The organism is Nonomuraea sp. NPDC052265, assembly GCF_044547985.1.
Taxonomy (GTDB): Bacteria; Actinomycetota; Actinomycetes; order Streptosporangiales; family Streptosporangiaceae; genus Nonomuraea.
The window spans coordinates 469,916-492,732 of record NZ_JBIUBJ010000001.1 but is presented as its reverse complement, the minus strand read 5'-3'; the positions used below and the strand labels follow the sequence as shown (position 1 = coordinate 492,732).

At 72.9% G+C, this 22,817-nt stretch carries 21 protein-coding genes; 13 read left to right on the top strand and 8 right to left on the bottom strand.

Annotated features, from left to right (window positions below; translation table 11 throughout):
• Nucleotides 1–44: 44 nt before the first annotated feature.
• Nucleotides 45–218, bottom strand: a complete 174-nt coding sequence (locus ACIHAD_RS02370; protein WP_357990759.1) for a hypothetical protein — start codon at nucleotides 216–218, stop codon at nucleotides 45–47.
• 106 nt (nucleotides 219–324) lie between these two features.
• Between ACIHAD_RS02370 and ACIHAD_RS02365 the strand changes: the two genes are divergently transcribed.
• Both ACIHAD_RS02365 and ACIHAD_RS02360 read left to right on the top strand, forming a co-directional pair.
• A complete protein-coding gene (locus tag ACIHAD_RS02365) occupies nucleotides 325–1,107 on the top strand; it encodes an SURF1 family protein (protein WP_397352519.1) in 783 nt (260 codons plus the stop codon).
• A 2-nt stretch (nucleotides 1,108–1,109) separates the two neighbouring features.
• Nucleotides 1,110–1,421 carry a DUF3817 domain-containing protein gene (locus tag ACIHAD_RS02360; protein ID WP_397352518.1) on the top strand — a complete coding sequence of 104 codons (312 nt, stop codon included), beginning with the start codon at nucleotides 1,110–1,112 and terminating at the stop codon, nucleotides 1,419–1,421.
• A 25-nt stretch (nucleotides 1,422–1,446) separates the two neighbouring features.
• Here the strand turns inward: ACIHAD_RS02360 and ACIHAD_RS02355 are convergent, their stop codons facing one another.
• The 4 genes from ACIHAD_RS02355 to ACIHAD_RS02340 all read right to left on the bottom strand — a co-directional run bounded on the left by ACIHAD_RS02355 (nucleotide 1,447) and on the right by ACIHAD_RS02340 (nucleotide 5,126).
• Nucleotides 1,447–1,638, bottom strand: coding sequence for a hypothetical protein (locus ACIHAD_RS02355; protein ID WP_352322643.1), 192 nt, complete (start codon nucleotides 1,636–1,638; stop codon nucleotides 1,447–1,449).
• Nucleotides 1,639–1,743: 105 nt separating this feature from the next.
• A complete protein-coding gene (locus ACIHAD_RS02350; RefSeq protein WP_397352517.1) occupies nucleotides 1,744–3,168 on the bottom strand; it encodes a glycosyltransferase family 39 protein in 1,425 nt (474 codons plus the stop codon).
• Nucleotides 3,165–4,232, bottom strand: a complete 1,068-nt coding sequence (locus ACIHAD_RS02345) for a protein kinase (protein WP_397352516.1) — start codon at nucleotides 4,230–4,232, stop codon at nucleotides 3,165–3,167. The genes ACIHAD_RS02350 and ACIHAD_RS02345 overlap by 4 nt, the downstream gene beginning before the upstream one ends.
• A gap of 39 nt (nucleotides 4,233–4,271) precedes the next feature.
• The gene (locus tag ACIHAD_RS02340; RefSeq protein ID WP_397352515.1) at nucleotides 4,272–5,126 is read right to left on the bottom strand and encodes an arylamine N-acetyltransferase; all 855 of its coding nucleotides are present in this window, start codon (nucleotides 5,124–5,126) and stop codon (nucleotides 4,272–4,274) included.
• A gap of 72 nt (nucleotides 5,127–5,198) precedes the next feature.
• Between ACIHAD_RS02340 and ACIHAD_RS02335 the strand changes: the two genes are divergently transcribed.
• Genes ACIHAD_RS02335 through ACIHAD_RS02310 form a run of 6 tightly spaced genes read left to right on the top strand, consistent with a single transcriptional unit; the run spans nucleotide 5,199 to nucleotide 13,142 of the window.
• Complete coding sequence (locus ACIHAD_RS02335; protein ID WP_397352514.1) at nucleotides 5,199–5,882, top strand: response regulator transcription factor; 684 nt, start codon at nucleotides 5,199–5,201, stop codon at nucleotides 5,880–5,882.
• Nucleotides 5,879–8,890, top strand: a complete 3,012-nt coding sequence (locus ACIHAD_RS02330; protein WP_397352513.1) for a DUF4153 domain-containing protein — start codon at nucleotides 5,879–5,881, stop codon at nucleotides 8,888–8,890. The genes ACIHAD_RS02335 and ACIHAD_RS02330 overlap by 4 nt, the downstream gene beginning before the upstream one ends.
• Nucleotides 8,891–8,898: 8 nt before the next feature.
• Nucleotides 8,899–10,428 carry an amidohydrolase family protein gene (locus ACIHAD_RS02325; protein WP_397352512.1) on the top strand — a complete coding sequence of 510 codons (1,530 nt, stop codon included), beginning with the start codon at nucleotides 8,899–8,901 and terminating at the stop codon, nucleotides 10,426–10,428.
• Nucleotides 10,429–10,469: 41 nt separating this feature from the next.
• The gene (locus ACIHAD_RS02320) at nucleotides 10,470–11,546 is read left to right on the top strand and encodes an alanine racemase (protein ID WP_397352511.1); all 1,077 of its coding nucleotides are present in this window, start codon (nucleotides 10,470–10,472) and stop codon (nucleotides 11,544–11,546) included.
• Nucleotides 11,547–11,555: 9 nt separating this feature from the next.
• Nucleotides 11,556–11,936 (top strand): RidA family protein, encoded by a 381-nt coding sequence (locus tag ACIHAD_RS02315; protein WP_397352510.1) that lies wholly within the window; start codon nucleotides 11,556–11,558, stop codon nucleotides 11,934–11,936.
• A gap of 9 nt (nucleotides 11,937–11,945) precedes the next feature.
• Nucleotides 11,946–13,142: a hypothetical protein gene (locus tag ACIHAD_RS02310; RefSeq protein WP_397352509.1), complete on the top strand. Its 1,197-nt coding sequence runs from the start codon at nucleotides 11,946–11,948 to the stop codon at nucleotides 13,140–13,142.
• Nucleotides 13,143–13,282: 140 nt separating this feature from the next.
• On the opposite strand, the gene ACIHAD_RS02305 is transcribed toward ACIHAD_RS02310, so the two are convergent.
• Together ACIHAD_RS02305 and ACIHAD_RS02300 are read right to left on the bottom strand one after the other, a co-directional pair.
• Entirely contained in the window at nucleotides 13,283–13,822 is a 540-nt protein-coding gene (locus ACIHAD_RS02305) for a TetR/AcrR family transcriptional regulator (RefSeq protein ID WP_397352508.1), read from the bottom strand.
• Nucleotides 13,823–13,825: 3 nt separating this feature from the next.
• Entirely contained in the window at nucleotides 13,826–14,440 is a 615-nt protein-coding gene (locus tag ACIHAD_RS02300; protein WP_397352507.1) for a LysE family translocator, read from the bottom strand.
• Nucleotides 14,441–14,542: 102 nt separating this feature from the next.
• On the opposite strand from ACIHAD_RS02300, the gene ACIHAD_RS02295 reads away from it, so the two are divergent.
• From ACIHAD_RS02295 to sigJ, 4 genes are all read left to right on the top strand, one after another.
• A complete protein-coding gene (locus ACIHAD_RS02295; protein ID WP_397352506.1) occupies nucleotides 14,543–17,281 on the top strand; it encodes a helix-turn-helix transcriptional regulator in 2,739 nt (912 codons plus the stop codon).
• A 346-nt stretch (nucleotides 17,282–17,627) separates the two neighbouring features.
• On the top strand, nucleotides 17,628–18,422 hold the full coding sequence (locus ACIHAD_RS02290; protein ID WP_397352505.1) for a hypothetical protein: 795 nt from the start codon (nucleotides 17,628–17,630) through the stop codon (nucleotides 18,420–18,422).
• Nucleotides 18,423–18,594: 172 nt separating this feature from the next.
• The gene (locus ACIHAD_RS02285; RefSeq protein WP_397352504.1) at nucleotides 18,595–19,887 is read left to right on the top strand and encodes an ArsB/NhaD family transporter; all 1,293 of its coding nucleotides are present in this window, start codon (nucleotides 18,595–18,597) and stop codon (nucleotides 19,885–19,887) included.
• A gap of 57 nt (nucleotides 19,888–19,944) precedes the next feature.
• Nucleotides 19,945–20,826 carry an RNA polymerase sigma factor SigJ gene (gene sigJ / locus ACIHAD_RS02280; protein WP_397352503.1) on the top strand — a complete coding sequence of 294 codons (882 nt, stop codon included), beginning with the start codon at nucleotides 19,945–19,947 and terminating at the stop codon, nucleotides 20,824–20,826.
• On the opposite strand, the gene ACIHAD_RS02275 is transcribed toward sigJ, so the two are convergent.
• Nucleotides 20,823–22,244 (bottom strand): MFS transporter, encoded by a 1,422-nt coding sequence (locus tag ACIHAD_RS02275; protein WP_397352502.1) that lies wholly within the window; start codon nucleotides 22,242–22,244, stop codon nucleotides 20,823–20,825. The two genes, sigJ and ACIHAD_RS02275, sit on opposite strands and share 4 nt — an antisense overlap.
• A gap of 78 nt (nucleotides 22,245–22,322) precedes the next feature.
• Here ACIHAD_RS02275 and ACIHAD_RS02270 point away from each other — a divergent pair, with 78 nt between their 5' ends.
• Nucleotides 22,323–22,811: a winged helix-turn-helix transcriptional regulator gene (locus ACIHAD_RS02270; RefSeq protein WP_397352500.1), complete on the top strand. Its 489-nt coding sequence runs from the start codon at nucleotides 22,323–22,325 to the stop codon at nucleotides 22,809–22,811.
• Nucleotides 22,812–22,817: the final 6 nt, after the last annotated feature.

Genomic DNA, 22,817 nt, shown 5'->3' with positions numbered 1-22,817 from the left:
CGCCACGGCGTCGGGGCGGGTGGGGGTCCGTATGGCGTTGTGTGCTAGCGGAGCAGCAGGAAGGCGGCGACGCCGATGATCACGATCACCACGGCGACCGCGAGGATCGGCAGCAGCGGCGACTTCTTGGGGGCCGCCGCGGCCTCCTGCTCCTGGCGCTGCGCGAAGGCGCGGAACTGCTGGGTGTTCCCCGCCGGGTCGATATGCTGGTCAGACATGGCCAGCAGCCTAGCGTGATGACATGGTCCATTTGCACCCTTTGCCACTACCTAATAGGCATGGGCTGATGAGGGGACCACTCCACCCGGCGGATAGCTTTGAGGCATGCTCCGGACCCTGCTCTCGCCCCGCGTCGTGGGGCTGCATCTGCTGACGATCGGGGTCCTCGCCGCGTTCATCCTGCTCGGGCGCTGGCAGCTCGGCGTCTTCCAGGACTCCGGCAAGCCGCACGCCGCCGTCGATCCGGCCCCCGCGGGGGTCGCCACGCTGGCCCCCGTGGGCGGTCAGATGGACGGCGAGGCCGTCGGACGCAGGGTCACGGCGGAGGGCACGTACGAGGCCGCGCGCCAGCTCCTGGTCGCCGACCGCCGGGCCGACGTCGACGCCCCCGGCGGCAACGTCTCGCGCGACCGGGGCTATTGGGTGCTCACCCCGCTCAGGCTCGACGACGGCACGCTGATGCCGGTCGTGCGCGGCTGGGTGGCCAGGGCGGACGATCCGGGCGTCGCCGCCGTGCCTCAGGGTCGGGTCGCGGTGATCGGACGGCTGCGCGGCCAGCAGGGCACCGACAGCGTCCAGCGGCGGGTGGAGGGGCTGCCTGCCGGTCAGGTGCAGACGGTGTCCACCGGAGAGCTGATCAACCTGTGGACCGGCCAGAAGCTGCGGACCGGCTTCATGGTGGCGCAGCCGCCGTCCGGTCCGCTCACGCAGGTGAAGATCCGGCCGCCGGAGGTCGGTGGCACCCTGACCTGGCGTAACCTGGCATATGCCGCAAACTGGTGGATCTTCGCTGGATTCGCCGTCTTCATGTGGTTCCACTTCGTACGCGACGCCGTACGGGCGGATCGGGACCGCGACAAGTCCCCCGAGATGGTTCTGGAAGGTTAACGGTGGAATCGGCTCTCAAGCCCTTCCGGGTGCTCGCCTACGTGGTCGGCGTCATGCTGCTCATCCTGTGCGTCGCCATGGTGCTGCGCTACGGCTTCGGCGCCGCGGAGCTGTCGAAGATCGTCGCCCCCATCCACGGCGGCCTCTACATGATCTACCTCATCACCGTGATGAACCTGGGCATGAAGGCGCGCTGGAACTGGCCGTACATGCTCGGGGTCATGCTCGGCGGCACGATCCCGTTCCTGTCGTTCTACGTGGAGCGCAGGGTGCACAACCGGGTGCGGGCCGAGCTGAGCGCGGCGAGGGCCTGACGGCCCCCGCCGCGGCTCGCGGGCCTCAGCCGCCGATCCCGCGCCTGCGGGCCCGCTTGAGCCGCTCGCGCTGCGACGGGTCGAGCATGAGGTAGCCGACCACCGGCGCCGCGACCGCGCCGAGGACCACCAGCAGGGTGATCCAGCCCGGCAAGAAGATCAGCGAGAGCAGAACCGCGGCGCCTGCGCCGATGACGTACTTCTGAACTGGCGACATCCCTGGCTTCCTCCGAACGCGGAGCCCGTGCCCCGCCTCTCCCACATTCTGCGTCGCCCGTCCAACGAGTGGACCTGTGCCTGAGGTTCCAGGACGCGATGTATCTCAATTGTTGCGGGACCAGAGGGTGAGGTGGATCGAGCCGTACGTGCGGGTCTGGCCTGGTAGGAGCGTTCTCTTGAGGGTGCGGTAGCGCTCGTCGTCTGCGTACTTCGTCCCGATCCTGGGGGAGATGAGCCAGACCCGGTCCACGCCCTTCAGCGCCGCGTCCAGTTCGGCGGCCGTCCGCGGGCCGGGCGCGCCGGGCGCGCGGGTGAGATCCGTCAGGCGGTCGTACGGGGCGCCGTACACGGCCACGAACAGCCGGAAGCGCTGCGGCACGAACAGCACCCGGTCGCCCGGACGCTCCTGCGCGCCCAGCGTGGCGGCCAGCGTGCGCAGGTCGTCGGGACGGGCGGCGGGCTGCCTCATCGCCACCTGCGCGGGCAGGACGAGCGCGGCGAACAGGGCCAGGACGGCGACCGCCACGGGACGCCACCGCAGCCCGGCCAGGCCGATCCCGGCGAGCAGCGCGAGCAGCGGAACCCCGAAAAGCACGTAACGCGGATGGTAGACCGGCTGGACCTGGGAGATCGCGAACGAGAGCGCCACCGGCAGCGCCGCCCACACCGCCACCGCCGGGGCGCGGACGGCCCCCCACAGGGCGGCGGCGAACAGCACGATCGCGCCCGCCCCCGCGACCTCGCCGGGGAAGGCGGCCAGCTCGGCCCAGCCCGGTGACCGGAGCCAGAACACCTGGGCGTCCCGCTGACCGGCGGCCAGGGCCAGGAGCGGGACGAGCGCCACCCCCGCCGCGCCCACGGCCGCCATCGAGCGCACGACGGCGGGCGCCGGGTTCACCGGGAGCGTGCGGCGCAGGGCGGGCGGCCAGGCGGTGAGCAGGTGCGCGGGGACGAGGAGCAGCGCGTACAGGTGCAGCCAGCCGAGCAGGGCCACGCTCGCGCCGTAGGCCACCCAGGCGGCCCGGCCGGGACGGTCGAGCAGCCTGACCAGGAGCCAGGTCGCCAGCACGGCGACCGCGCTCACCAGCGCGTACGAGCGGGCCTCCTGGGCGTACCGGGCGGCTATGGGGGTGAGGGCGTACAGGATGCCGGCGTACAGGCCGGCGGAGGTGCCGGCCAGGCGGCGGCCCAGGGCCGCGACCCCGTAGGCGGCGGCCGTGAAGGCGAGCACCGAGGGCAGGCGGACGGCGAACTCCGGCGGCCAGGGGAGTGCGGCGAAGGGCCTCAGGAGAAGGTAGTAGAGGGCGTGGACGGCGTCGAGGTCGGTGAGGAAGCGGCGCAGCTCGCCGAACGGCATGCGCGCGACCAGCGCGCTGACCGACTCGTCCCGCCACAGCGACGGCACCGGGAGCCCCCAGAACCCGGCCACCGCGGCGACGGCCGCGGGCCCGATCGGCCGCCACCGGCCGGCGTCCCGCCCGGCGGCTCCGGCCTGGGCCGGCCGCGGCAGGGCGGGCGCGCGGGTCATCGGCGCGCGCCCATGACCGCTCGGAGCTGCTGCCGGAGGGCCTCGGGGGTGGGCCGGTCGGCCGGGTTGCCGGACAGGAGGCGGACCAGGACGGGAGCCAGCGCGCCGGCCCGCGCCAGCGACGCCCCCGGCGCGGGCGGCACCCCCTCCACGGCCGTGAAGAGCGTGGCGCCCAGGGACCACAGGTCGGCGGCCGGGCTCGCGCCCCCCTCCGGAGCCGTGTACGCCGGGACGGTGCCCGACCGCAGCGGGGCGACCAGCGTGGCCCGGCCCTGGTCGGAGATGAGGATGCCGCCCGGCTGCACCGCGCCGTGATGGCCGCCCATGGCCTGGAGCTGGTCGAGCACGGCGAGCCCGATCTCGGCCACCTCGGCGGGCGGGAGCGGTCCAAGGGCGTGGACGACCTGGTCGAGCGGCTGGTCTACGGCCAGTCGCTCCAGCGTCTCGCGCACCACCTCCAGCGGCGGCGATCCGGCCGGATGCAGCATGGCGCGGATCAGCGACCTGAGCGGATCGGCGCCCTCGGCGGGCACCTGGCCGGGCGGGCGCCCCTCGACGGCGAAGTGCAGCGTGGCGGCCAGCGACCACAGGTCGGCCGAGGGCCGCATGCTGAGGCTGGGCACCCCGAAGCCGGTGAGCACCGCCCTTCCGGTGCTGGTCAGCAGCACGTTGCCGGGGCCGACCTGCCCGTGGACGATCCCCGCCGCGTGCGCGACGGTCAGCGCCGACAACACGCAGACGCCCATCCTGGCCACCTGGACGACGGGCAGCGGCTGCCGCGCGCGTACGGCCTGCTCCAGCGACACCCCCGAGACGAACTCCATGACCAGCCACGGCACCCGCTCCTCGACCAGCACGCCGAGCACCCGGGCGATGGAGGCGTGCCGCAGCCCGGCGGCCTTGCGCGCCTCGTGCAGCGCGGACTCGCGGAGCTCGGGCGGGATGCGCAGCTCCCTGACCGCGACGTCGCGGTGTTCCGTCTCGTCGAAGGCCAGCCGTACGGACCCCGCGCCCAGGGGGTTGAGCAGCCGATAGCGCCCGGCGAGCTTCCTGGTCTCAGCCATGTCGAGTGCACGATAGCGCTCGCCCGCCCCGCCCGGCCATCAGGCGGTCCGGCCGGTCAGCCACGCCTCGTGGGCGTCGTTCAGCCTGCTCCAGAGCCCTTCCGCGTCCTGGGTGCTCAGGTCGTCGAAGGTCAGCCGGAACACGTCGGCGAGCGCCGCGTAGTAGTCGCGGGCCGTGTCCAGGGTGATCGAACGGCTGCCGGCGCCGACGCGGGTCAGGACGAGCCCGCGCAGGGTGTCCACGCCCGAGGCGTCACGCCTCTGCACGACGGCGGTGCGCACGAACCCGGACGAGGGTGACGTCGACAGATGGTTGTGCATCTCAGCGAAGGCGGACATGTCTGTGGAGGTCCGCTCGAAATCCATGCCTACGAACGAACCGCTCGGATCATGGTCGAACCGCCACCCGCCGGGCGCGACCTCCGACGGCCGCAGGACGTACGTGAACGGCCCCTGCCGGTACGTGCCCGCGACCAGCGGCAGCGGCTCGTGCAGGCCGTCCCCGAGCCCGAGGTCGGCCAGCCACTCGCCGCCCGGGTTGTCCTCGCTCGGCAGGCCGCGCACGGTGAGCACCAGGTGGTTGCCGGTGACGCCGGGCTCGCTGCCGGGGTTCTGCACGCCGCCGACGTGCCTGGTCACGTCGTATCCGAGGTTCCCGATCAGCTCGGAGAAGGCGCCGTTCAGGTGGTAGCAGTAGCCGCCGCGGCCCCTGATGATGCGCTCGGCGGACTCGACGGGATCGAGGGAGGTGGGGCGCTTCAGCCAGATCTCCAGCGCCTCGTAGGCGACCCTCTCGACGTGCGCGACGTGGAGCGCGCGCAGGCCCTCGGCGCTCGCGGGGGCGTCTATCAGGCGGGACAGGCCCAGACGGCTGAGGTAGCCAGCGGTGTTCACCGGCCAAGTCTGCACCAGATGTGCACAAATTATGGAGTGTCGTCTGCACAGCGCACTTCTAGTCTTTCGTACGTGACAGAGCAGCGGCGCGTTCTCGTGGTCGAGGACGATGCGACGATCGCCCTGGCCGTACGGAACAGGCTGGTCGCCGAGGGCTTCGACGTCCGGGTGGCGGGCGACGGGCACGACGCCCTGGTCCAGTACGGGAAGGCGGAGCCCGACCTGGTGATCCTCGACCGGCTGTTGCCCGGTCTGGACGGGCTGGAGGTGTGCCGCAGGATGCAGGCGGCGCGGCCGGTGCCCGTCCTCATGCTGACCGCGCTCGGCGAGGAGACCGACGTGCTGGTCGGGCTGGGGGTGGGGGCCGACGACTACCTGGCCAAGCCGTTCAGCATGCGCGAGCTGGTGGCCCGGATCCACGCGCTGCTGCGCCGGGTCGAGCGGGCCGCACAGCTCGCCGTCGAGGACACGGTGATCAGGGTGGGCGAGGTGGAGATCGACACGGCCGCCCGCCGGGTGTTCGTCGGGGGGATCGAGGCCCAGCTCACCAGGACCGAGTTCGACCTGTTACGGCGGCTGGCCGAGCGTCCCGGGCAGGTCTTCGAGCGTGACCGGCTGCTGTCGGACGTGTGGGGCTTCTCCGAGGCCGCCGCGACCAGGACCGTGGACAGCCACGTCCGCGCGCTGCGCCGCAAGCTGGGCTCCGACGTGGTGCGCACCGTCCACGGCGTGGGCTACGCCCTGGTACGGCAATGAGGCCGCTCGACTTCCTCGGCCGCATCAAGGTCAAGCTGGGCATCGTCATCGTGCTGGCGGTGGGCACCGCGTTCGTGGTGAACGAGGTGGGGCTGAACGCCGGGTTCACCCGGGACGTCCGGATCGTGGTCGCGGTCATCCTCGCGTTGATCATGGTCCAGGTGCTGGCCATGGGCATGACCAAGCCGCTGCGCCAGATGGCCAGGGCCGCCCAGACGATCGCCAAGGGCAGCTACGGCCTGCGGGTCAGCGCCACCTCGCGGGACGAGGTGGGCGAGCTGGCCAGGGCGTTCAACGCGATGGCCGCCGACCTGGGCGAGGTGGACCGGCAGCGGCGCGAGCTCGTCGCGAACGTCAGCCACGAGTTGCGCACCCCCATCACCGGCCTGCGCGCGGTGCTGGAGAACGTCGTGGACGGCGTCTCCGCGCCCGACCCGGTCACCATGAGGACCGCGCTCGCCCAGACCGAACGGCTCGGCCGCCTGGTCGCCCAGCTCCTCGACCTGTCCAGGCTCGATTCCGGCGTGCGGCTGATCGAGCCCGAGGCCGTCGAGCTGGCTCCGCTGGTCGAGCAGGCCGTTCGGGAGATGTCGCTGGCGCGCGAGGACGTCACGATCACGGCGTCGGTGCCCGGCGGGCTGGTGGTGCGGGCCGATCCCGACCTGCTGGCGCAGGTGCTGGCGAACCTGCTGGACAACGCCGTACGGCACAGCCCTTCGGGGGGCGTGGTGACGGTGGCGTGCGGGGCCGGGCGGGACGGGGCGCGGGTGGTGGTGGCCGACCAGGGGCCGGGCATCCCGGAGGCGGCCAGGGGGCGGGTGTTCGAACGGTTCTCCCGGCTGGACGCGGGGCGGGCGGCCGACTCCGGGGGCGCGGGGCTGGGGCTGGCGATCGTCAAGGAGGTCGTGGAGCTGCACGGGGGGTCGATCCGCATCGACGACTGCGCGGGGTGCCGCATGGTCGTCGATCTACCTGGAAGGACGACGATGACGGACACACCGTTCGACACGGGGGCGAACAGGGTGCACGAGGGCCGTCCGGGGGACGCGCTTCCCCTGGGCGACGCGCTCCCCGCGGTCGCGGACGGCCCGGCTCCGGCCCCCGTCCCCCTGACTCCTGGCACGACGGCACCGGGCACCATGGCCCCGGGGCCTCCCGCTGCACCGAGCGCCGCCGACGAGGCGCCACCGCGCCCCCCGGACGCGATCGATCCGGGCCCGCTCACGGAGTCCGGCACGCCCGTGGGGTCCGTCGCGGGCGCGGGGCAGGGGGCGGCGGCCGGGGGGCTTGCCAGGATGGTCGGGGGCGGGGTGCTCGGGGTCGTCGTCGGGTTCCTGGGCGGGCTGTTCGCGGCCGTGCTGGCCTCGGTGACCGTCGGCGACGGTCTGGCGCTCGTCACGCTGGTCATGGTGACCGCGTTGGGCGGCGCGCTCGGAATGGCACTGGGCGCGGGGTCGGGGCGCAGGGCGGCGGCGTACCAGGCCGCGTACCAGGTGGCGGGGCGGGGACAGGGCGGGGGCGGGGGCGGGTCGGCGTACGTGCCGCCGCCGCTCTTCCCCAGGCCCGAGCTGCCCGCCGCGCCGCGCTGGCTGCTGCCGGCCGCTGCGGGCGCGGGCGTGTTCGCCGCCGTGGCGCTGCCCGACGCGCAGGTGGGGCTGGGGATCGTGCTGGTGGCCATGGTGCTCGGCGCGGCGGCGCTGCCGGCCGTGCTGCGCAGGATGACCCCCTGGACGCCGGCCTTGGGGATGACGGCGTACTGGCTGATCTCCATGGCGGCCGTGCGCGACGCGGACTGGCTGGTCGCGATCCTGCTCGTGGCGGGGGCGGGGCTGGGCGCGCTGGCGGTGTCCGGCGCGGGGTCGGGATGGCTGGGCGTGGTCAGGGGCGGCGTGTCCGTGGTGCTCGCGCTCGGTCCGGTGCCGTGGTTCCTCGCCGGGCCGCTCAGGAAGCTGACGGCCAGGCGGCGGATCATGCCGGTGCTCGCGGGGCTCGGCATCGCGGTCGTGCTGCTGCTGGTGTTCGGGCTGCTGTTCGCCTCGGCCGACGCGGTGTTCGCCGCGTACGTCGAGCGCCTGACCAGCACCCCGGCCTGGGCCGACTCGGTGCCCTCGCAGATCTTCGTCTTCGGGTTCGTCGCCGTGCTGCTGGCCGCCACGGTGCTGGTCGCGCTGCGGCCGGTGATCGACCCGGTCGGTCCCGAGCACAAGTTCGGCGTGAGCAGGAGCGTGTGGCTGGTGCCGCTCGTCTCGGTGAACCTGCTGTTCTCGTCGTTCGTGGCGGTCCAGATCAGGGCGCTGTTCGGCGGCGACGGCTGGGTGCTGAGGACGGCGGGCCTGACCTACGCCGAGTACGCCCGGCAGGGGTTCTTCCAGCTCGTGGTGGTCAGCGTGTTCGTGCTGGGCATCGTCGCGGTGGCCGGGGGGCTGCTGCGGACCGAGCGTGGCGAGCGCTGGCTGCTGGCCGTCCTGCTCGGCGTGCTGTGCGGGCTGACCATGGTGGTGCTGGCCTCGGCCCTGCACCGGATGAGCCTCTACACCGACGCCTACGGCCTGTCGCGGCTGCGGATCTCGGTGCAGGCGACCGTGTGGTGGCTGGGCGCGCTGTTCGCGCTGGTGCTGCTGGCCGGCGCGGTACGCCTGGCCGGCCGCGGTTCCGGCTGGCTGCCGCGCACGATCGTCCTGGTCACCGGGCTCGGACTGGGCGCGTTCGCGCTGGTGAACCCCGACCTCCAGGTCGCGCAGACCCAGGTCGAGGTGCGCGGCGTGACCAACATGGACTCCGACTACCTGGGCGACCTCGGCGCGGAGGCCGTGCCCGCGCTCGACCGGCTGCCCGAGCCGCAGCGCAGTTGCGTGCTGGCCGACGTGGTCCGCGCCAACGAGCTCGACCGGCCCGACCCGTGGAACGGCTGGAACCTCGCCCGCGCGCGGGCCCGGGACCTGCTGGCCGAGCGGCCCGTGGACCGCTCGATCACGTGCGCATCGGCGTCCTCGCGCGGCTCTGATTGAATCTTGGTGTGAGGTTCGACGTAGTCATCAGCGGCGGCCGGGTGCTCGACGGCACGGGCGCGCCGCCGTACCGGGCGGATGTGGGGATCGCGGGCGACGAGGTCGCGGCGGTCGGCAGGCTGGGCGGCGCGCAGGCGGAGACGGTGATCGACGCGACCGGGCGGTTCGTCGCGCCCGGCTTCGTCGACTGCCACGCCCACGGCGATGCCGCCGTGTTCGACCCCTCCGTGCAGCTCGCGGCGCTGCGGCAGGGGGTGACCACGTTCGTCCTGGGGCAGGATGGTCTGTCCTTCGCGCCGGGGTCGGCCGAGACCGTCGCCTACGCCTCGCGCTACTTCGCCGCCGTCAACGGCGCCCTGCACGAGGGCCCGCTGAGCGTGGCCGAGCTGCTCGACGGCTACGACCGCGCGGTGGCGCTGAACACGGCCTACCTGCTGCCGCACGGCACGATCCGCTACGACGTCCTGGGGCCCTCGCCGGAGCCGGCCTCGCGGGCCGAGCTGGCCGCGATGGTCGAGCGGGTCGAGCGCGGCCTGTCCGAGGGCGCGGTCGGGCTGTCCAGCGGGCTCGAATACCTGCCGGGCCGCTACGCCGACGCCGCGGAGCTGGCCGCCCTGTGCGCGCCGCTCGGCGGCCTGCCGTACGTCACCCACATGCGGGCCTACGGCGTGAACGCCGGGGTCGGCATGGCGGAGGTCATGGACATCGCCGGGCGTTCGGGCACGGCCGTGCACGTCTCCCACCTGCACGGGCCGGCCGACGTGCTGCTGCCGCTGGTCGGCAGGGCCCACGACGAGGGCGTCGACCTCACCTTCGACACCTATCCCTACCTGCGCGGCAGCACGATCCTGGCCATGGTGGTGCTGCCGCCGTCCGTGCCGGGCGCCGATACCGACGCGGCGCTGGAGATGATCACCTCGCCGGAGCTGGACGACTGGTGGGCGGGGCTCGGCGACGTCTACCCCCGGCTGACCGTCTCCCACGCGCCCGGCCTGGAATGGGCCGAAGGGCTCACCCTGCCGGACGCCGCCGGACGGGCCGGCATGACGCCCGCCGCGTTCTGCCGCCACCTGCTGGTGGAGACGCGGCTGGAGGCCGGGTGCGTCTCCGCGCGTCCCGACGAGGGCCCCGAAGGTGAGGAGTCCGTACGCCGGATCCTGCGCCACCCCTCCCACACCGGCGGCTCCGACGGCATCTACGTGGGCGGTCATCCGCATCCGCGCGGGTTCGGGGCCTTCGCCAGGTTCCTCGGCCGGCACGTCCGCGAGCTGGGCGACTGGACGTGGGAGCAGGCGGTCGTGCACCTGGCCTCCCACCCGGCCCGGCGGTTCGGGCTCGACCGGCGCGGGCTGGTGCGTGGCGGGTGCGTCGCCGACCTGGTGGTGTTCGACCCGCTCACGGTGTCCGACCGGGCGACGTACGCCGATCCGCGCAGCCCGGCGCACGGCGTCGACGACGTGCTCGTGTCCGGCGTACGGGTGCTGGCCGGAGGCGAGCTGACCGGGGCCCGTCCGGGGCGGGCACTTCGATCACGCTGATCCCGCCTGGGATAGGGTCAGACGCGGATAAAGGGGGTGTTGTGCAGGTAATCCTTGGGCAGTCGGTCCTCGACGGCGAACTCGGCTTTCCGCTGATGATCGTGCACCGCGACGCGCTGGAGCACAACGTGGCCACGATGGCGGCGTTCGCCCGCGATCACGGCATGGAGCTGGCTCCGCACGTCAAGACCCACATGTCGCCGGAGATCTCCGCCATGCAGCTCGAAGCGGGCGCGTGGGGGCTGACGGTCGCGACGACCCGGCAGGCCGGGATCGCCCGCGGCTACGGCGGCGACCGGATCATGGTGGCCAACCAGGTCGTCGACTCCGCCGGGCTGACCTGGGCCGCCGGAGAGCTCGACCGCGACCCCGCCTTCGAGTTCCTCAGCTTCGTCGACTCCGAGGCCGGGGTGGACATCCTCGCCCGGCACGCCTCGACCCGGCCGTTCCGGGTGCTCGTGGAGCTCGGGCACGAAGGCGGACGAGCCGGCTGCCGCACCCTCGGCGAGCTGCTGAAGGTGGCCGCGTACGCGCAGGAGACGCCCGGCGTCGAGCTGGCCGGCGTCGCCGGGTACGAGGGGGCGCTGAAGAGCGCGGAGGAGGTCCGGCGGTACCTGGCCGGGTTGCAGGAGGCCGTCGAGCACGTCCGCGTGCGCAACCCGATCCTGACGATCGGCGGCAGCCAGTGGTTCGACGTGATCGGGCGCGAGCTGGTCACCACGCACGCCCGGATCCTGCTGCGCAGCGGCGCGTACGTCACCCACGACGACGGCTACTACCGCGAGCGCACGCCGTTCAACCGGATCGAGGGCGAGCTGCGGCCGGCCCTTGAGGTGTGGGCGCACGTGTTGTCCACGCCCGAGCCGGGCCTCGCGATCGTGGGCATGGGCAAGCGCGACGCCCCCTACGACGAGGGCCTGCCGGTGCCGCGCCGGAGCGGCCTCACGATCACGAAGATGCAGGACCAGCACACCGTCGTGCGGGCCGACGGGCTCAAGCCGGGCGACCTGCTGGCCTTCGGGATCTCACATCCGTGCACCGCGTTCGACAAGTGGCGCGTGCTGCCGTTGGTGGACCGGGACTACCGTGTCGTCGGCACGATACACACCGATTTCTAGGGAGATTTCGTGAAGAAAGAGCTCAAGACCACCGAGGGCGCCGCGCCGGTCGGGGCGTACTCCCAGGGGCTCGTGGTGGGCGACTTCGTCTACACCTCCGGGATGGGCCCGCTCGACCCGCACACCGGCGAGATCGTCGGCGACGACGTGGCCACCCAGACCCACCAGGTCATGAAGAACCTCGGCGCCATCCTCGCCGCCCACGGCCTGGGCTTCGACGACGTCGTCAAGTCGACGGTCCACCTGCAGAACGTGAAGGAGGACTTCGCCGCCTACAACGAGGTGTACAAGTCCTACTTCACCCAGCCGTACCCGGTGCGGACGACGGTGGGCTCGCAGCTCATGAACATCCTGGTGGAGATCGACTTCGTCGCGCACAAGAGCGCGTAAGGTCTGCACGTGGACAGTTCGGTTTACGTCTTCGCCGAGGACCTGCACGGTGAGGGCGTCGAGCGGGTGCTCGACAGGGTCAGCGCGTACGGCGTGGGCGGGGTCACGGTCGGCGCCGTCCACCACGCCGCGCGCGACGTCACCCCGCACGGACTGTCCAGGCTGACCGTCAGGCACGACGGCGCCCACTTCACCCCGCCGGCCGGGCTGTTCGACGGGCTCCGGCTCGCTCCCGTGCCCGGCCACGTCCACGCCCTCGACGGGCTGCGCGAGGCGTGCGCCGGGCGCGGCCTGAAGCTCCACGGCTGGACGGTCTTCCTGCGCAACGCCACGCTCGGCAACGAGCACCCCGACGTGACCGTGCGCGACTGCTTCGGCGACCGCGGCTCGCTCGACGACCTGTGCCCGGCCCATCCCGACGTGCGCGAGTACTCCGTCGCGCTGGCCAGGGCGGTGGCCAGGCTGGGCGTCCACAGCGTGGTCGCCGAGGCGCTGCACTTCACGCCGGTCGAGCCGCAGCGCTCCTTCGTGCAGCTCGGGCCCATGGACTCGTTCCTGTTCGGGCTCTGCTTCTGCGACTACTGCATGCGCCGGGCCACCGACCTGGGCGTGAACGCCGAGGTGGCGCGCGAGGAGTGCGCGCGGATCGTGGGCGGCGTCTTCGACGGCGACCCGGCCGCGCAGGGCGAGGTGACCAGGGCGGCCCTCACCGCCTACGCCGGGCCCGAGGTGGTGGCGTACGCGCGGGCGCGCTCCGAGACCGTCACCACGCTCGTCTCCGAGGTGTCGTCGGCGGTCGCCGAGGAGGGCTCCAAGCTGGTCTTCGTCGACTCGACCGGGGCGGTGAAGGGCTACCGGGACGGCCTGCCGACCCCGGGCCTGGCCGCCCACGACGCGTGGCAGCTCGGGGTGGACCTGGTGGCGCTGGGCGACCTGGTGCCCGCCTTCGGCGTGCTGGCGTACGCGCGGGACGCGGCCCGGGTGGCCGACGACGTGGGCGCGTACCTGCGGTCGGTGGGCAAGGACCGCGAGGTGCGGGCGGTGCTGCGGCCCGGGTACCCCGACAGCGACTCGACCGACCGCCTGGTGGCCAAGGCCAGGGGGGCGAAGGCGGCGGGCGCGCTGGCGGTCGACTTCTACGCCTACGGCCTGGTGCCGCACCCGGTGCTCGACCGCATCCCGGCCGCCCTCGCCGCCGCCGGCTGACCCACCCGAGCCCGCCGCACGCCCGACCGACCCCGAGCCTTCTCCCCGAACCAGGCCCGCCCGCTCACACCAGACACGCCCGGTCACACCTGGCCCGCCCGCTCACACCTGGCCCGCCCGCTCTTGTCCGGCGCGTCCGCTCAGAAGGTGTCGAGCAGGGCCGAGACCGCCTTCTGAGCGAAGCCGTCGGGCAGGGGCAGGCCGCGGAAGACCGTGCGCATCCACACGGCCCCGGCCAGCAGGTCCATGATCAGCAACGGATCGGCCGACCCGCTCAGCTCACCCCGCCGCACCGCGCGCTCGAACACCACGCGCTCCCGCGCGAACCGGTCGGCGAAGAACCGGCGGGCGTCGAGCTCGGGATGCCGCACGGCGGCGGCCAGTGCCGCGACCGCGATGTCACTGCCGGGCGGCTCGGTGAGCAGCCGCTCGACCTGCTCGACCAGCGCCACCAGATCGCCCCGGAACGACCCGGTGTCCGGCGGCTCGAACGCCAGCACGTCCGACTCGACCAGCGCGGCCCCGAGCAGCGCCGCCTTCGACGGCCACCACCGGTAGATCGTCGTCTTGTTGACCCCCGAACGCTCGGCGACCCCCTCGACCGTCAGCCCGTCATAGCCCTTGTCCGCGACCATCCACAGCGTCGCGTCGAAGATCTCCCGCTGCTTCCTCGGCGCCATAGGTCATTTTCTCCCGGCGAACGCCATGGCCACGCCGAGCCCCAGGTAGACGACGCCGCTGACGTACCGCAGAGCCTTGGCGCCCCTGGTCAGCCGGGCGCCGAGGGTGCCGGCGGTGAGGGCGTACACGATGTCGCTGGCGAGCCCCAGGAGCAGCAGCGTCAGGCCGAACACGACGATCTGCAGCGCCGGCGAGCCGGCGCCGGGGTCCACGAACTGCGGGAGGAACGCCACGAAGAACAGCGCCACCTTGGGGTTGAGCACGTTGACCAGGACCCCTTCGAGGAACACCTTGGCCAGCGGCTGCACGGGCAGCCTCCCGGCCTCCGGGTCCTTGCCGGTGAAGGCGCGCACGCCCAGGTAGACGAGGTAGGCCACGCCCGCCCACTTGACGATCCCGAACAGCGTCGCCGACCGCGAGATCACGTAGGAGAGCCCGGCGGCGGCCGCGGCGATGTGCACCAGCGTCCCGGTCTCGACGCCGAGCGCGCTGGCCAGCCCGGCCGCCCTGCCCTGGGCCAGGCCCCTGGCGGTGATGTACAGGTGGTTGGGGCCGGGGACGAGCACCAGGACGAGCGAGGCCGTCCCGAAGAGCACGAAAGTCGTCAAGGAGATCACGAAAGAGCAGCGTAGAGCGGGTTTGGTATGACGAAGAGGGCCAATTCCGGGGCGGTCGGGCGGACCAATGGAATGTCACCGGCTCATGGCACACTTGCTGGCGTGAACGGTCTTCTCGTCGGGCGCTCGGCCGAGCTGTCCAAGCTCGTGCGTGTGCTGGAGTCCGCGGCCGACGGCACGGCCGGGGTCGCGCTCGTCGGCGGCGACGCGGGGATCGGCAAGACGCGCCTGGCCGGTGAGCTGGTCGCCGAGGCGCGCGAGCGCGGCTTCCACGTCATGGTCGGCCAGTGCGCCGAGCTGGGCGACGCGCTGCCCTACCTGCCGCTGGCCGACGCGCTGCGCGGGGCCGAGCCGGGCGTGCGCGAGGCGGTCGCCGCCCATCCCATGCTGGGCCAGCTCCTGCCGGGCCGGGAGAGCGAGGCGCCTTCGGCCGGGCTCACCCAGCAGCGGCTGTTCGGGTCGCTGCTCGGGCTGCTGGCCGACGTCCAGCCGGTGCTGTTCCTGATCGAAGACCTCCACTGGGCCGACCGTTCCACCCGCGACCTGCTGGTCTTCCTCAGCCGCATGCTCCAGAGCGAGCGCGTCTGCGTGGCCGGCACCTACCGCACCGACGACCTCCACCGCCGCCATCCGCTGCGCGCGGTGCTGGCCGAGCTCAAGCGGCTGCCGTCGGTGACGAACGTGGAGCTGGGCCCGCTGGCTTCCGGTGAGATGTCCGACTACGTCACCACCTTGGGGGAGGTGGGGGCGCAGGAGCTCGGGCTCATCGTCTCGCGCGCCGACGGCAACCCGTTCTACGCCGAAGAGCTGTTCGCGGCCATGTCCGAGGGCGACACCCTGCCCGACGGGCTGGCCAGCCTGCTGCTGTCGCGGGTCGAGGTGCTGTCCGAGGCCGGGCAGCGGGTGCTGCGCGCCGCCGCGGTGGCCGGCCGCCGGGTGGAGGACGACCTGCTGCGCGAGGTCTCGGGGCTGCCGCTGGCCGAGTTCGAGGAGGCGGTCAGGGAGATCGTCTCGCGCGGCCTGCTCAAGGTCCAGGGCCATGGCTACGCCTTCCGCCACGCCCTGTTGCAAGAGGCGGTCTACACCGATCTGCTGCCCGGCGAGCGTACGCGGCTCCACGCCGACTTCGCCCGCCTGCTCACCTCGCCCGCCGAGCTGGCCCACCACCACCTCGCCAGCCACGACCTGGCCGGGGCGCTCGCCGCCTCGGCGCAGGCGGGCCGGGACGCCGAGCGGCTGGGCGCGCCCGCCGAGGCCCACAACCACTACGACCAGGCGCTCGGCCTGTGGGACCGCGTCGAGGGCGCCGCCGCCCTTGCCGGGGAGAGCCGGGTCGCCCTGGCCTTCCGCAGCGCCGTCGCGGCGGCCGACAGCGGCGACAACCACCGGGCGGTCCACCGGCTGCGGGCGCTGCCGCCGACCTCCGAGGTCGCCGAGCGGCTGGCCTACTACCTCTTCGAGACCAACGACCCGCCCGGTGCGATCGCGGCCGCCGAGCGCGCCGTCGAGGGCGCCGAGGACGAGCCGAGCCTCGCCCGCGCCCTCGCCACCCAGGCCCGCACACTGCTGTGGACCGCGCGCCACCACGAGGTGGAGCCGCTGACCGCGCGCGCCCTGGAGACGGCCCGCGCCTGCGGCGCCGTCGACGCCGAGGTGGGCGCGCTGCTCACGCTGGCCAGCTACGTCGAGCAGCGGGGCGACGTGGCGCGCGCCCATTCGCTGGCCGAGAGCGCCTCCGCCCGGGAGACGGGCGACCTGGCGATGGACCTGCGGGCCCGCTTCCACCACGCCCGCATCCACTACGAGCAGGGGCGGCTCGCCCAGGCCGCCGAGGTGGCCGACGACGGCATCAAGCTGGCCGTCCACACCGGCCTCAACTGGAGCACCTACGGCACCGACCTGCGCTTCCTGCGCCTGCTCATCCACTACGTCGCGGGCGAGTGGGACGCCGCGGAGGCGGTGGCCGCCGGGTTCGGCGCGCGGGTGGGCACGCTGTCGGAGGCCATCCTGTCGTCGTTCGCCCTGTTCATCGAGGTGGGTCGGGGGTTGCCCGCGGTCGAGGCGCGGCTGGGGTGGCTGCGTCCGTTCTGGCACGATCCGCTGGCGACGTACATGTCGCGGGGCATGGCCGCCGAGCACGCCCTGTGGAACGGCGACCCGGCCGCCGCGCTCGACCACGTCCACGCGGCCATGGCCACGCTCGACGAGGGCGAGTCCGGCACGGTGCGGCTGGCCGCCATCGGCCTGTGGGCGATGGCCGAGCTGGGCACCACCGAGGGGGCCGACGACCTGCTGGCCCGCGCCCGGTTCGCCGCGACGAAGGGGCCGACCGGCGACGGCGGCCACCTCGGTCCCGAGGGGCAGGCGTGGACGCTGCGGGTGGAGGCCGAGTGGCACCGCCTCCACGGGCGGCTCGACGTCGCGCTGTGGCGCGAGGTGGTCGCGGCCTTCGACTTCGGCTTCGTCTACGAGGTGGCCAGGGCGCGCTGGCGGCTGGCCGAGGCCCTGCTCGCGGCGGACGAGCGGGAGGCTGCGCACGAGGAGTGGGCCCTGGCCAAGGAGGCGGCCGGCAGGCTGCGGGCCGCGCCGCTGGAGGCCGCGCTGCTGGAGTTCGGCAGGCGGGCCCGGTTCGGCGGCGGGCAGCCAGAGGGTGGCCTGACCGCGCGCGAGGTCGAGGTGTTGCGGCTGGTCGCCGAGGGGCTGACCAACCGGGAGATCGCCGCGCGGCTGTTCATCGCGCAGAAGACGGTGAGCGTGCACGTCTCCAACATCCTGGGCAAGCTCGACGTCTCCACCCGTACCCAGGCGGCCGCCGCCGCCCGCGCGCACGGGCTCCTGTGATCACGGCTGTCTGAGGCTCGACGCCGACGACAACGGCCTGTGGACGTCGAGGCGGAGATCGTCGTTAGACGCAGGACATGGATGGCGGGACAGGCAGGGGTGAGTCCGTACATCTGGGACGCCACGTGCGGCCATTTGGGGCGATGTTTGCGTCTCTCCTCGTAGCGTCCGAGATCGGGACCTCTCACCGGAGAGCGATGGCGGGCCCGGCCGGCGGCTCGCGTCGACCCGTCCTGTCGTGACAGGTCGGTCCATCCCGTTGTGATGCGCCGACCCGTCGTGTCGTGAGGTCGGTTCATCACGTTGTGATGCGCCGACCCGTCCTGTCTCGAAAAGGAGCAGCTTCATGCCCACTCTCGCCACGTCACTGCCCGCCCTGGCCGCCGCCGGGCTGACCGTACTGGCTCCGGCCGTCGTCCCGGGGGCCGCGCGTGCCGCGGCCGTGATCTCCTGCACCGTGTCCGGCCAGGCCCAGTACCTGCCGGGCGCGGGCCGGCTCCTGCGATTGGAACGTTCCTACAGCCGGCGGGAGGCGTGGAACTGCGTGGACCGCAGCGGCTCCGGGGTCACGGCGGCCCGGCTCCGCGCCAGCTTCAACGGCGTGACCCCGAGCTGCGGCGGGCGCACGTCCAGCAGCACGCGGTGGCGCCTGTCCGACGGAGGCAACGCCTACGACCGCGTGTTCGGCGACCGCGACTACGAGAGCGGCAACCTGGCCGACCGCATCGTCCACGACCGCGATGGGCACAACCTGGCCGACCGCATCATCCACGACCGTGACGAGCGCGACCAGGCCGACCGCGTCGTCTACGACCGCGAGCGCTGGGGCGCCTCCGACGGCGTCATCCGCGGCCGCGCCGCCGCCGCCGGGAGCGCCGCCGCGCCCGCGGGCACCGGCACGGTCACCATCGACTGGACCGTCAAAGGCACCAGGCAGACCAGCAAGGCCAACGCACGCATCGTCGAGATCGTGCACGACACGGCCAAGGTGTCCGGGACGATCCAGTCCGGGCTGTTCAGGGGCAAGACGTTCACGGGCCGGTTCGACACCTACCTGCTCGGCGGTTCGGGCACGTGCGTGTCGGGCTCGTCCGGCAGCGTGCTGAACGCGGACTTCAAGGGCCAGTTCGACGTCGGCTGATCGCCACCCCACCGGGCGCGACCGGCGCCTGGCCCCCTACGGGCGGCCAGTCCGCCGGTCTCGCCCGACCGCGCTTCTTGGTAAGTTGTCCTGAGGTGTGCCGGGAAGTCTGGTCGGCGATTCCGTCGTCGATCGTGGAGTTCTCCTTGAAGGCTTTCCCGGGCGGTCCGCCGTGACCGTCACCGCGTGGCTGGCGGTCGCCGTCTTCCTCGTCTCGTACACGCTGATCGCCACCGAGAAGGTGCACCGGGTCGCCGCGGCGCTCGGCGGCGCGGGGATCATGCTGGTGCTGCACGCCACCGACGGCGGCGCGGCCTTCTTCGACGAGCACACCGGCATCGACTGGAACGTCATCTTCCTGCTGCTCGGCATGATGGTGATCGTCGGCGTGCTGAAACAGACGGGCGTCTTCGAGTTCCTGGCCATCTGGGCCGCCAAACGGGCCAGGGGCCGCCCGTTCCGGCTCATGGTGCTGCTGATCCTGATCACCGCGGGCGCGTCGGCGCTGCTGGACAACGTGACCACCGTGCTGCTGATCGCGCCGGTGACGTTCCTGGTCTGCGAGCGGCTGGCGCTGCCGGTCGCGCCGTTCCTGATCGCCGAGGCGATGGCCTCCAACATCGGCGGCACCGCCACCCTGGTCGGCGACCCGCCCAACATCATCATCGCCAGCCGCGGCGGGCTGACCTTCAACGACTTCCTCGCGCACCTGGCCCCGCTGATCGTGGTGCTGATCGTCGTCTTCATCGGGTTGTGCCGGGTGATGTTCCGCCGGTCGTTCACCTACGACCCCGATCTGGCGGCCGAGATCATGGCGCTCGACGAGCGCGAGGCCATCGCCGACCGCAGGCTGCTGTGGCAGTCGCTGACCGTGCTCGCGGTGGTGATGGCGGCGTTCGTGCTGCATCCCGTGCTGCACTACGAGCCGTCGGTGGTGGCGCTGCTCGGCGCCGGTGTGCTGGTGGCCCTCACCAAGGTGACCACCGAGGAGGCGATCGCCGAGGTCGAGTGGCCCACGCTGGTGTTCTTCGCGGGCCTGTTCGTCATGGTAGGGGCGCTGGTGGAGACCGGGGTCATCGCCCAGGTCTCCCAGGCCGCAGCGCAGGCCACGCACGGTCAGCTCGGGCTGACCACGATGGTGCTGCTGTGGGCCTCGGCGGGCCTGTCGGCCATCGTCGACAACATCCCGTACGTGGCCACCATGAGCCCGATCGTGGCCGACCTCGTCCAGGCCAACGGCGGCGACGGACCGGCGCGGGTGTTGTGGTGGGCCCTGGCGCTCGGCGCCGACCTGGGCGGCAACGCCACCGCCGTGGGCGCGGCGGCGAACGTGGTCATCCTCGGCATCGCGGCCCGCAACGGCACCCCGATCAGCTTCTGGCAGTTCACGAAGTACGGCCTGGTCGTCACGGCGACGACGGTCGCGCTGGCCACGCCCTACCTGTGGCTGCGTTACCTGATGTGACGCAGCTCATGTCACACCCGGGAGCCGCGCATGCTCTCAGGAGACATGATGCCTGGAATGACGGACGTTTTCGCCGGCCACAGGGAGCTGCTGTTCTCCATCGTCTACAACATGCTCGGCAGCGTCTCCGACACCGAGGACGTGCTCCAGGAGACCTGGCTGTCGTGGTCGTCGAGGGACCCGGACGAGATCGGGAACCCGCGCGCCTACCTGGTGCGCATCGCCGTGAACCAGGCGCTCGCCCACCAGTCGGCGCTGCGCCGCCGCCGCGAGACCTACGTCGGGCCGTGGCTGCCCGAGCCGCTGGTCACGGACGCCGACGGGGCGGAGGAGGTCGTGCGGGGCGAGTCGGTGTCGCTGGCGCTGCTGGTGGTGCTGGAGACGCTGACGCCGCTGGAGCGGGCCGTGTTCATCCTGCACGAGGTGTTCGCCTTCCAGCACACCGAGATCGCCGGCATGCTCGGCCGCAGCCCCGCCGCCGTACGGCAGCTCGCGCACCGGGCCCGCGAGCACGTCCAGGCCCGGCGGCCGCGCAACCGGGTGGACGCGCACGTCCAGCAGGAGGTGACCGAGCGGTTCGTGGCCGCGGCGTTCGGCGGCGACCTCGACGCGCTGATGGAGCTGCTGGCGCCGGAGGTGACCCTTTGGGCCGACAGCGGCGGCAAGTCGGTGGTGGGCGGCCCGCGTCCGGTCCGGGGACGCGACAAGGTGGCCCGGCTGCTCGTCGCGCGCACCGCCCAGCCGATGGAAGGGTTGGACATCCAGTACAGAGAGACCAACGGGGACCCCTCGGCGGTGGTGTTCGTGGAGAACGCGCCGTTCGCCGTCATGGTCGTCGACCTGACCCCCGACGGGTCGCAGGTGCGCGACATCTACACGGTCGCGAACCCCGAAAAGCTCTCCCGGGTGCGGAAGGAGCCGGGAACGAGCCCGTCCTAGCCGACGGTCTCGGGCACGGGGCTCTCGGCGGGCGCGGCGGCGGCGCGGGCCCGCAGGCCGAACGCGGTCACCAGCACGGCCACCACCGCGGCGGCCACCGGGACGACCAGGGCGATCCGGAGCGAGTCCAGGGTCGGCACGGTGCCCCCGCCCAGCGCGGCCACGTTCACGGCGGTCACCGCCGACAGGCCGAGCGCGGTGCCGAACTGCATCGCCGTGTAGAGCAGGCCACCGGCCAGGCCCTGCCGGTCCTCCTCCACGCCCTCGGTCGCGGCCATGGTCAGCGGGCCGTAGGTCAGCGAGAAGGCCAGGCCGAGCAGGAGCATGGTGGGCAGCATGGCGGCGTACGTCCAGTCCGGGCCGACCGGCAGGAACAGCGCGTACGCCGGCGCCGCCAGCACGATCCCGGCGAACAGCACGCGGGCGTTGCCGAACCTGTTCACCAGGCGCGGCGTGAGCGTGGGGGCCAGGACCGTGTCGATGCCGATCACCAGCATGGCCAGGCCGGTCTGCAGGGTGCTCCAGCCGCGCACCTCCTGGAGGTAGAGCGTGGCCAGGAACTGGAACCCGGCGAACGAGGCCAGGAACAGCAGCGCGCCCAGGTTGGCCCGGACGAGCGGCCCCGAGCGCAGGATGTCCAGCCGGACCAGCGGGTTGGCCGAGCGCCGTTCGATCAGCACGAACAGGGCGAGCAGCAGCAGCCCGGCGGCGAACGTCGCGACCGTGGCGCCGGAGCCGTCGGCGGGCGCCTCCAGGCGGACCACGCCGTACACGAGCAGCAGCATCGAGCCGGTGATGGTCAGCGCCCCGGCCAGGTCGAACGAGCCCCGCGCCCGTTCGCCGGAGTCCTTGACCAGCGGCACGGCGGCCAGCAGGATCACCGCCGACAACACCACGGGGGCGAAGAACACCCAGCGCCAGCCGATCGAGGCCAGCAGGCCGCCGGCGACCAGACCGAGCGAGAAGCCGCCGGCCGCGGTCCCGGCGTACACGCCGAGGGCCTTGGTGCGCTGCGGGCCCTCGGGGAAGGTGCCGGTGACCAGCGCCAGCCCGGCGGGCGCCATGAACGCGGCGGCGACCCCCGTGACGAACCGGGCGACCAGCAACATCCACCCCTCGGTCGCCAGGCCGCCCAGTCCGGAGAACAGCAGGAACACCGTCAGCCAGGTCAGGAACATGCGGCGGTGGCCGAGCAGGTCGGCGGCCCGTCCGCCCAGCAGCATGAACCCGCCGTAACCCAGCACGTACGCGCTGACCACGCCGCTGAGCGTGCCGGTGGACAGGCCGAGGTCGGCGCGGATCGACGGCAGCGCCACGTTCAGCATGGCCACGTCGACGCCTTCCAGGAAGACGGCCCCCGCCAGGACGAACAGCGCGCTCCACGCGCGTGCGCCCATGCGCTCGTTCGAGGGAGACATAGGAGGCATGGTGCATTCCTTCCAAAACAGTCGGTTCCTTCTTGTAACCAGCAGCATTTTTGGTGACCATGGGGACGCATGGAAGACGGAACTTCGATGTCCCTCGGTCACTGCGGGGATACCGACTACGACGTGCTGCAATGGGACCAGCGGGAGGACTGCGAGGTCAGGCAGATCCTCGACCGGGTCGCCGACAAGTGGTCGCTCCAGGTGATCGCGCTGCTCGACCGGCGCGGCCTGCGCTTCACCGAACTGCGCCGCATGATCGACGGCGTTAGCCAGCGCATGCTGACCAGGACGCTGCGGCACCTTGAGCGCGACGGACTGGTGAGCCGTACCGTCCATCCGACCGTGCCGCCCCGCGTGGACTACGCGCTGACGCCCCTGGGCGGCACGTTGCACGCCACCATCCGCGCCCTGGTCACCTGGACCGAGGAGCACCAGAGCGAGATCGCCGCCGCCCGCTCCGCCTACGACGTGCGCGTGGCGGCCGAGCGGGAGGCGGCGGCCGAGGAGGCCGCCGGACGGGACGCCGTCGCGCGCGGCGTCCTCGCGGGCATGCGCTGAAGGCCG

Bases quoted from the DNA above. Each gene is read 5' to 3' on its own strand.
- sigJ (WP_397352503.1), top strand. From the start codon at position 19,945: ATGACGGACGTTTTCGCCGGCCACAGGGAGCTGCTGTTCTCCATCGTC.
- ACIHAD_RS02290 (WP_397352505.1), top strand. From the start codon at position 17,628: ATGCCCACTCTCGCCACGTCACTGCCCGCCCTGGCCGCCGCCGGGCTG.
- ACIHAD_RS02370 (WP_357990759.1), bottom strand. From the start codon at position 218: ATGTCTGACCAGCATATCGACCCGGCGGGGAACACCCAGCAGTTCCGC.
- ACIHAD_RS02350 (WP_397352517.1), bottom strand. From the start codon at position 3,168: ATGACCCGCGCGCCCGCCCTGCCGCGGCCGGCCCAGGCCGGAGCCGCC.
- ACIHAD_RS02355 (WP_352322643.1), bottom strand. From the start codon at position 1,638: ATGTCGCCAGTTCAGAAGTACGTCATCGGCGCAGGCGCCGCGGTTCTG.
- ACIHAD_RS02270 (WP_397352500.1), top strand. From the start codon at position 22,323: ATGGAAGACGGAACTTCGATGTCCCTCGGTCACTGCGGGGATACCGAC.
- ACIHAD_RS02345 (WP_397352516.1), bottom strand. From the start codon at position 4,232: ATGGCTGAGACCAGGAAGCTCGCCGGGCGCTATCGGCTGCTCAACCCC.
- ACIHAD_RS02330 (WP_397352513.1), top strand. From the start codon at position 5,879: ATGAGGCCGCTCGACTTCCTCGGCCGCATCAAGGTCAAGCTGGGCATC.
- ACIHAD_RS02275 (WP_397352502.1), bottom strand. From the start codon at position 22,244: ATGTCTCCCTCGAACGAGCGCATGGGCGCACGCGCGTGGAGCGCGCTG.
- ACIHAD_RS02305 (WP_397352508.1), bottom strand. From the start codon at position 13,822: ATGGCGCCGAGGAAGCAGCGGGAGATCTTCGACGCGACGCTGTGGATG.
- ACIHAD_RS02365 (WP_397352519.1), top strand. From the start codon at position 325: ATGCTCCGGACCCTGCTCTCGCCCCGCGTCGTGGGGCTGCATCTGCTG.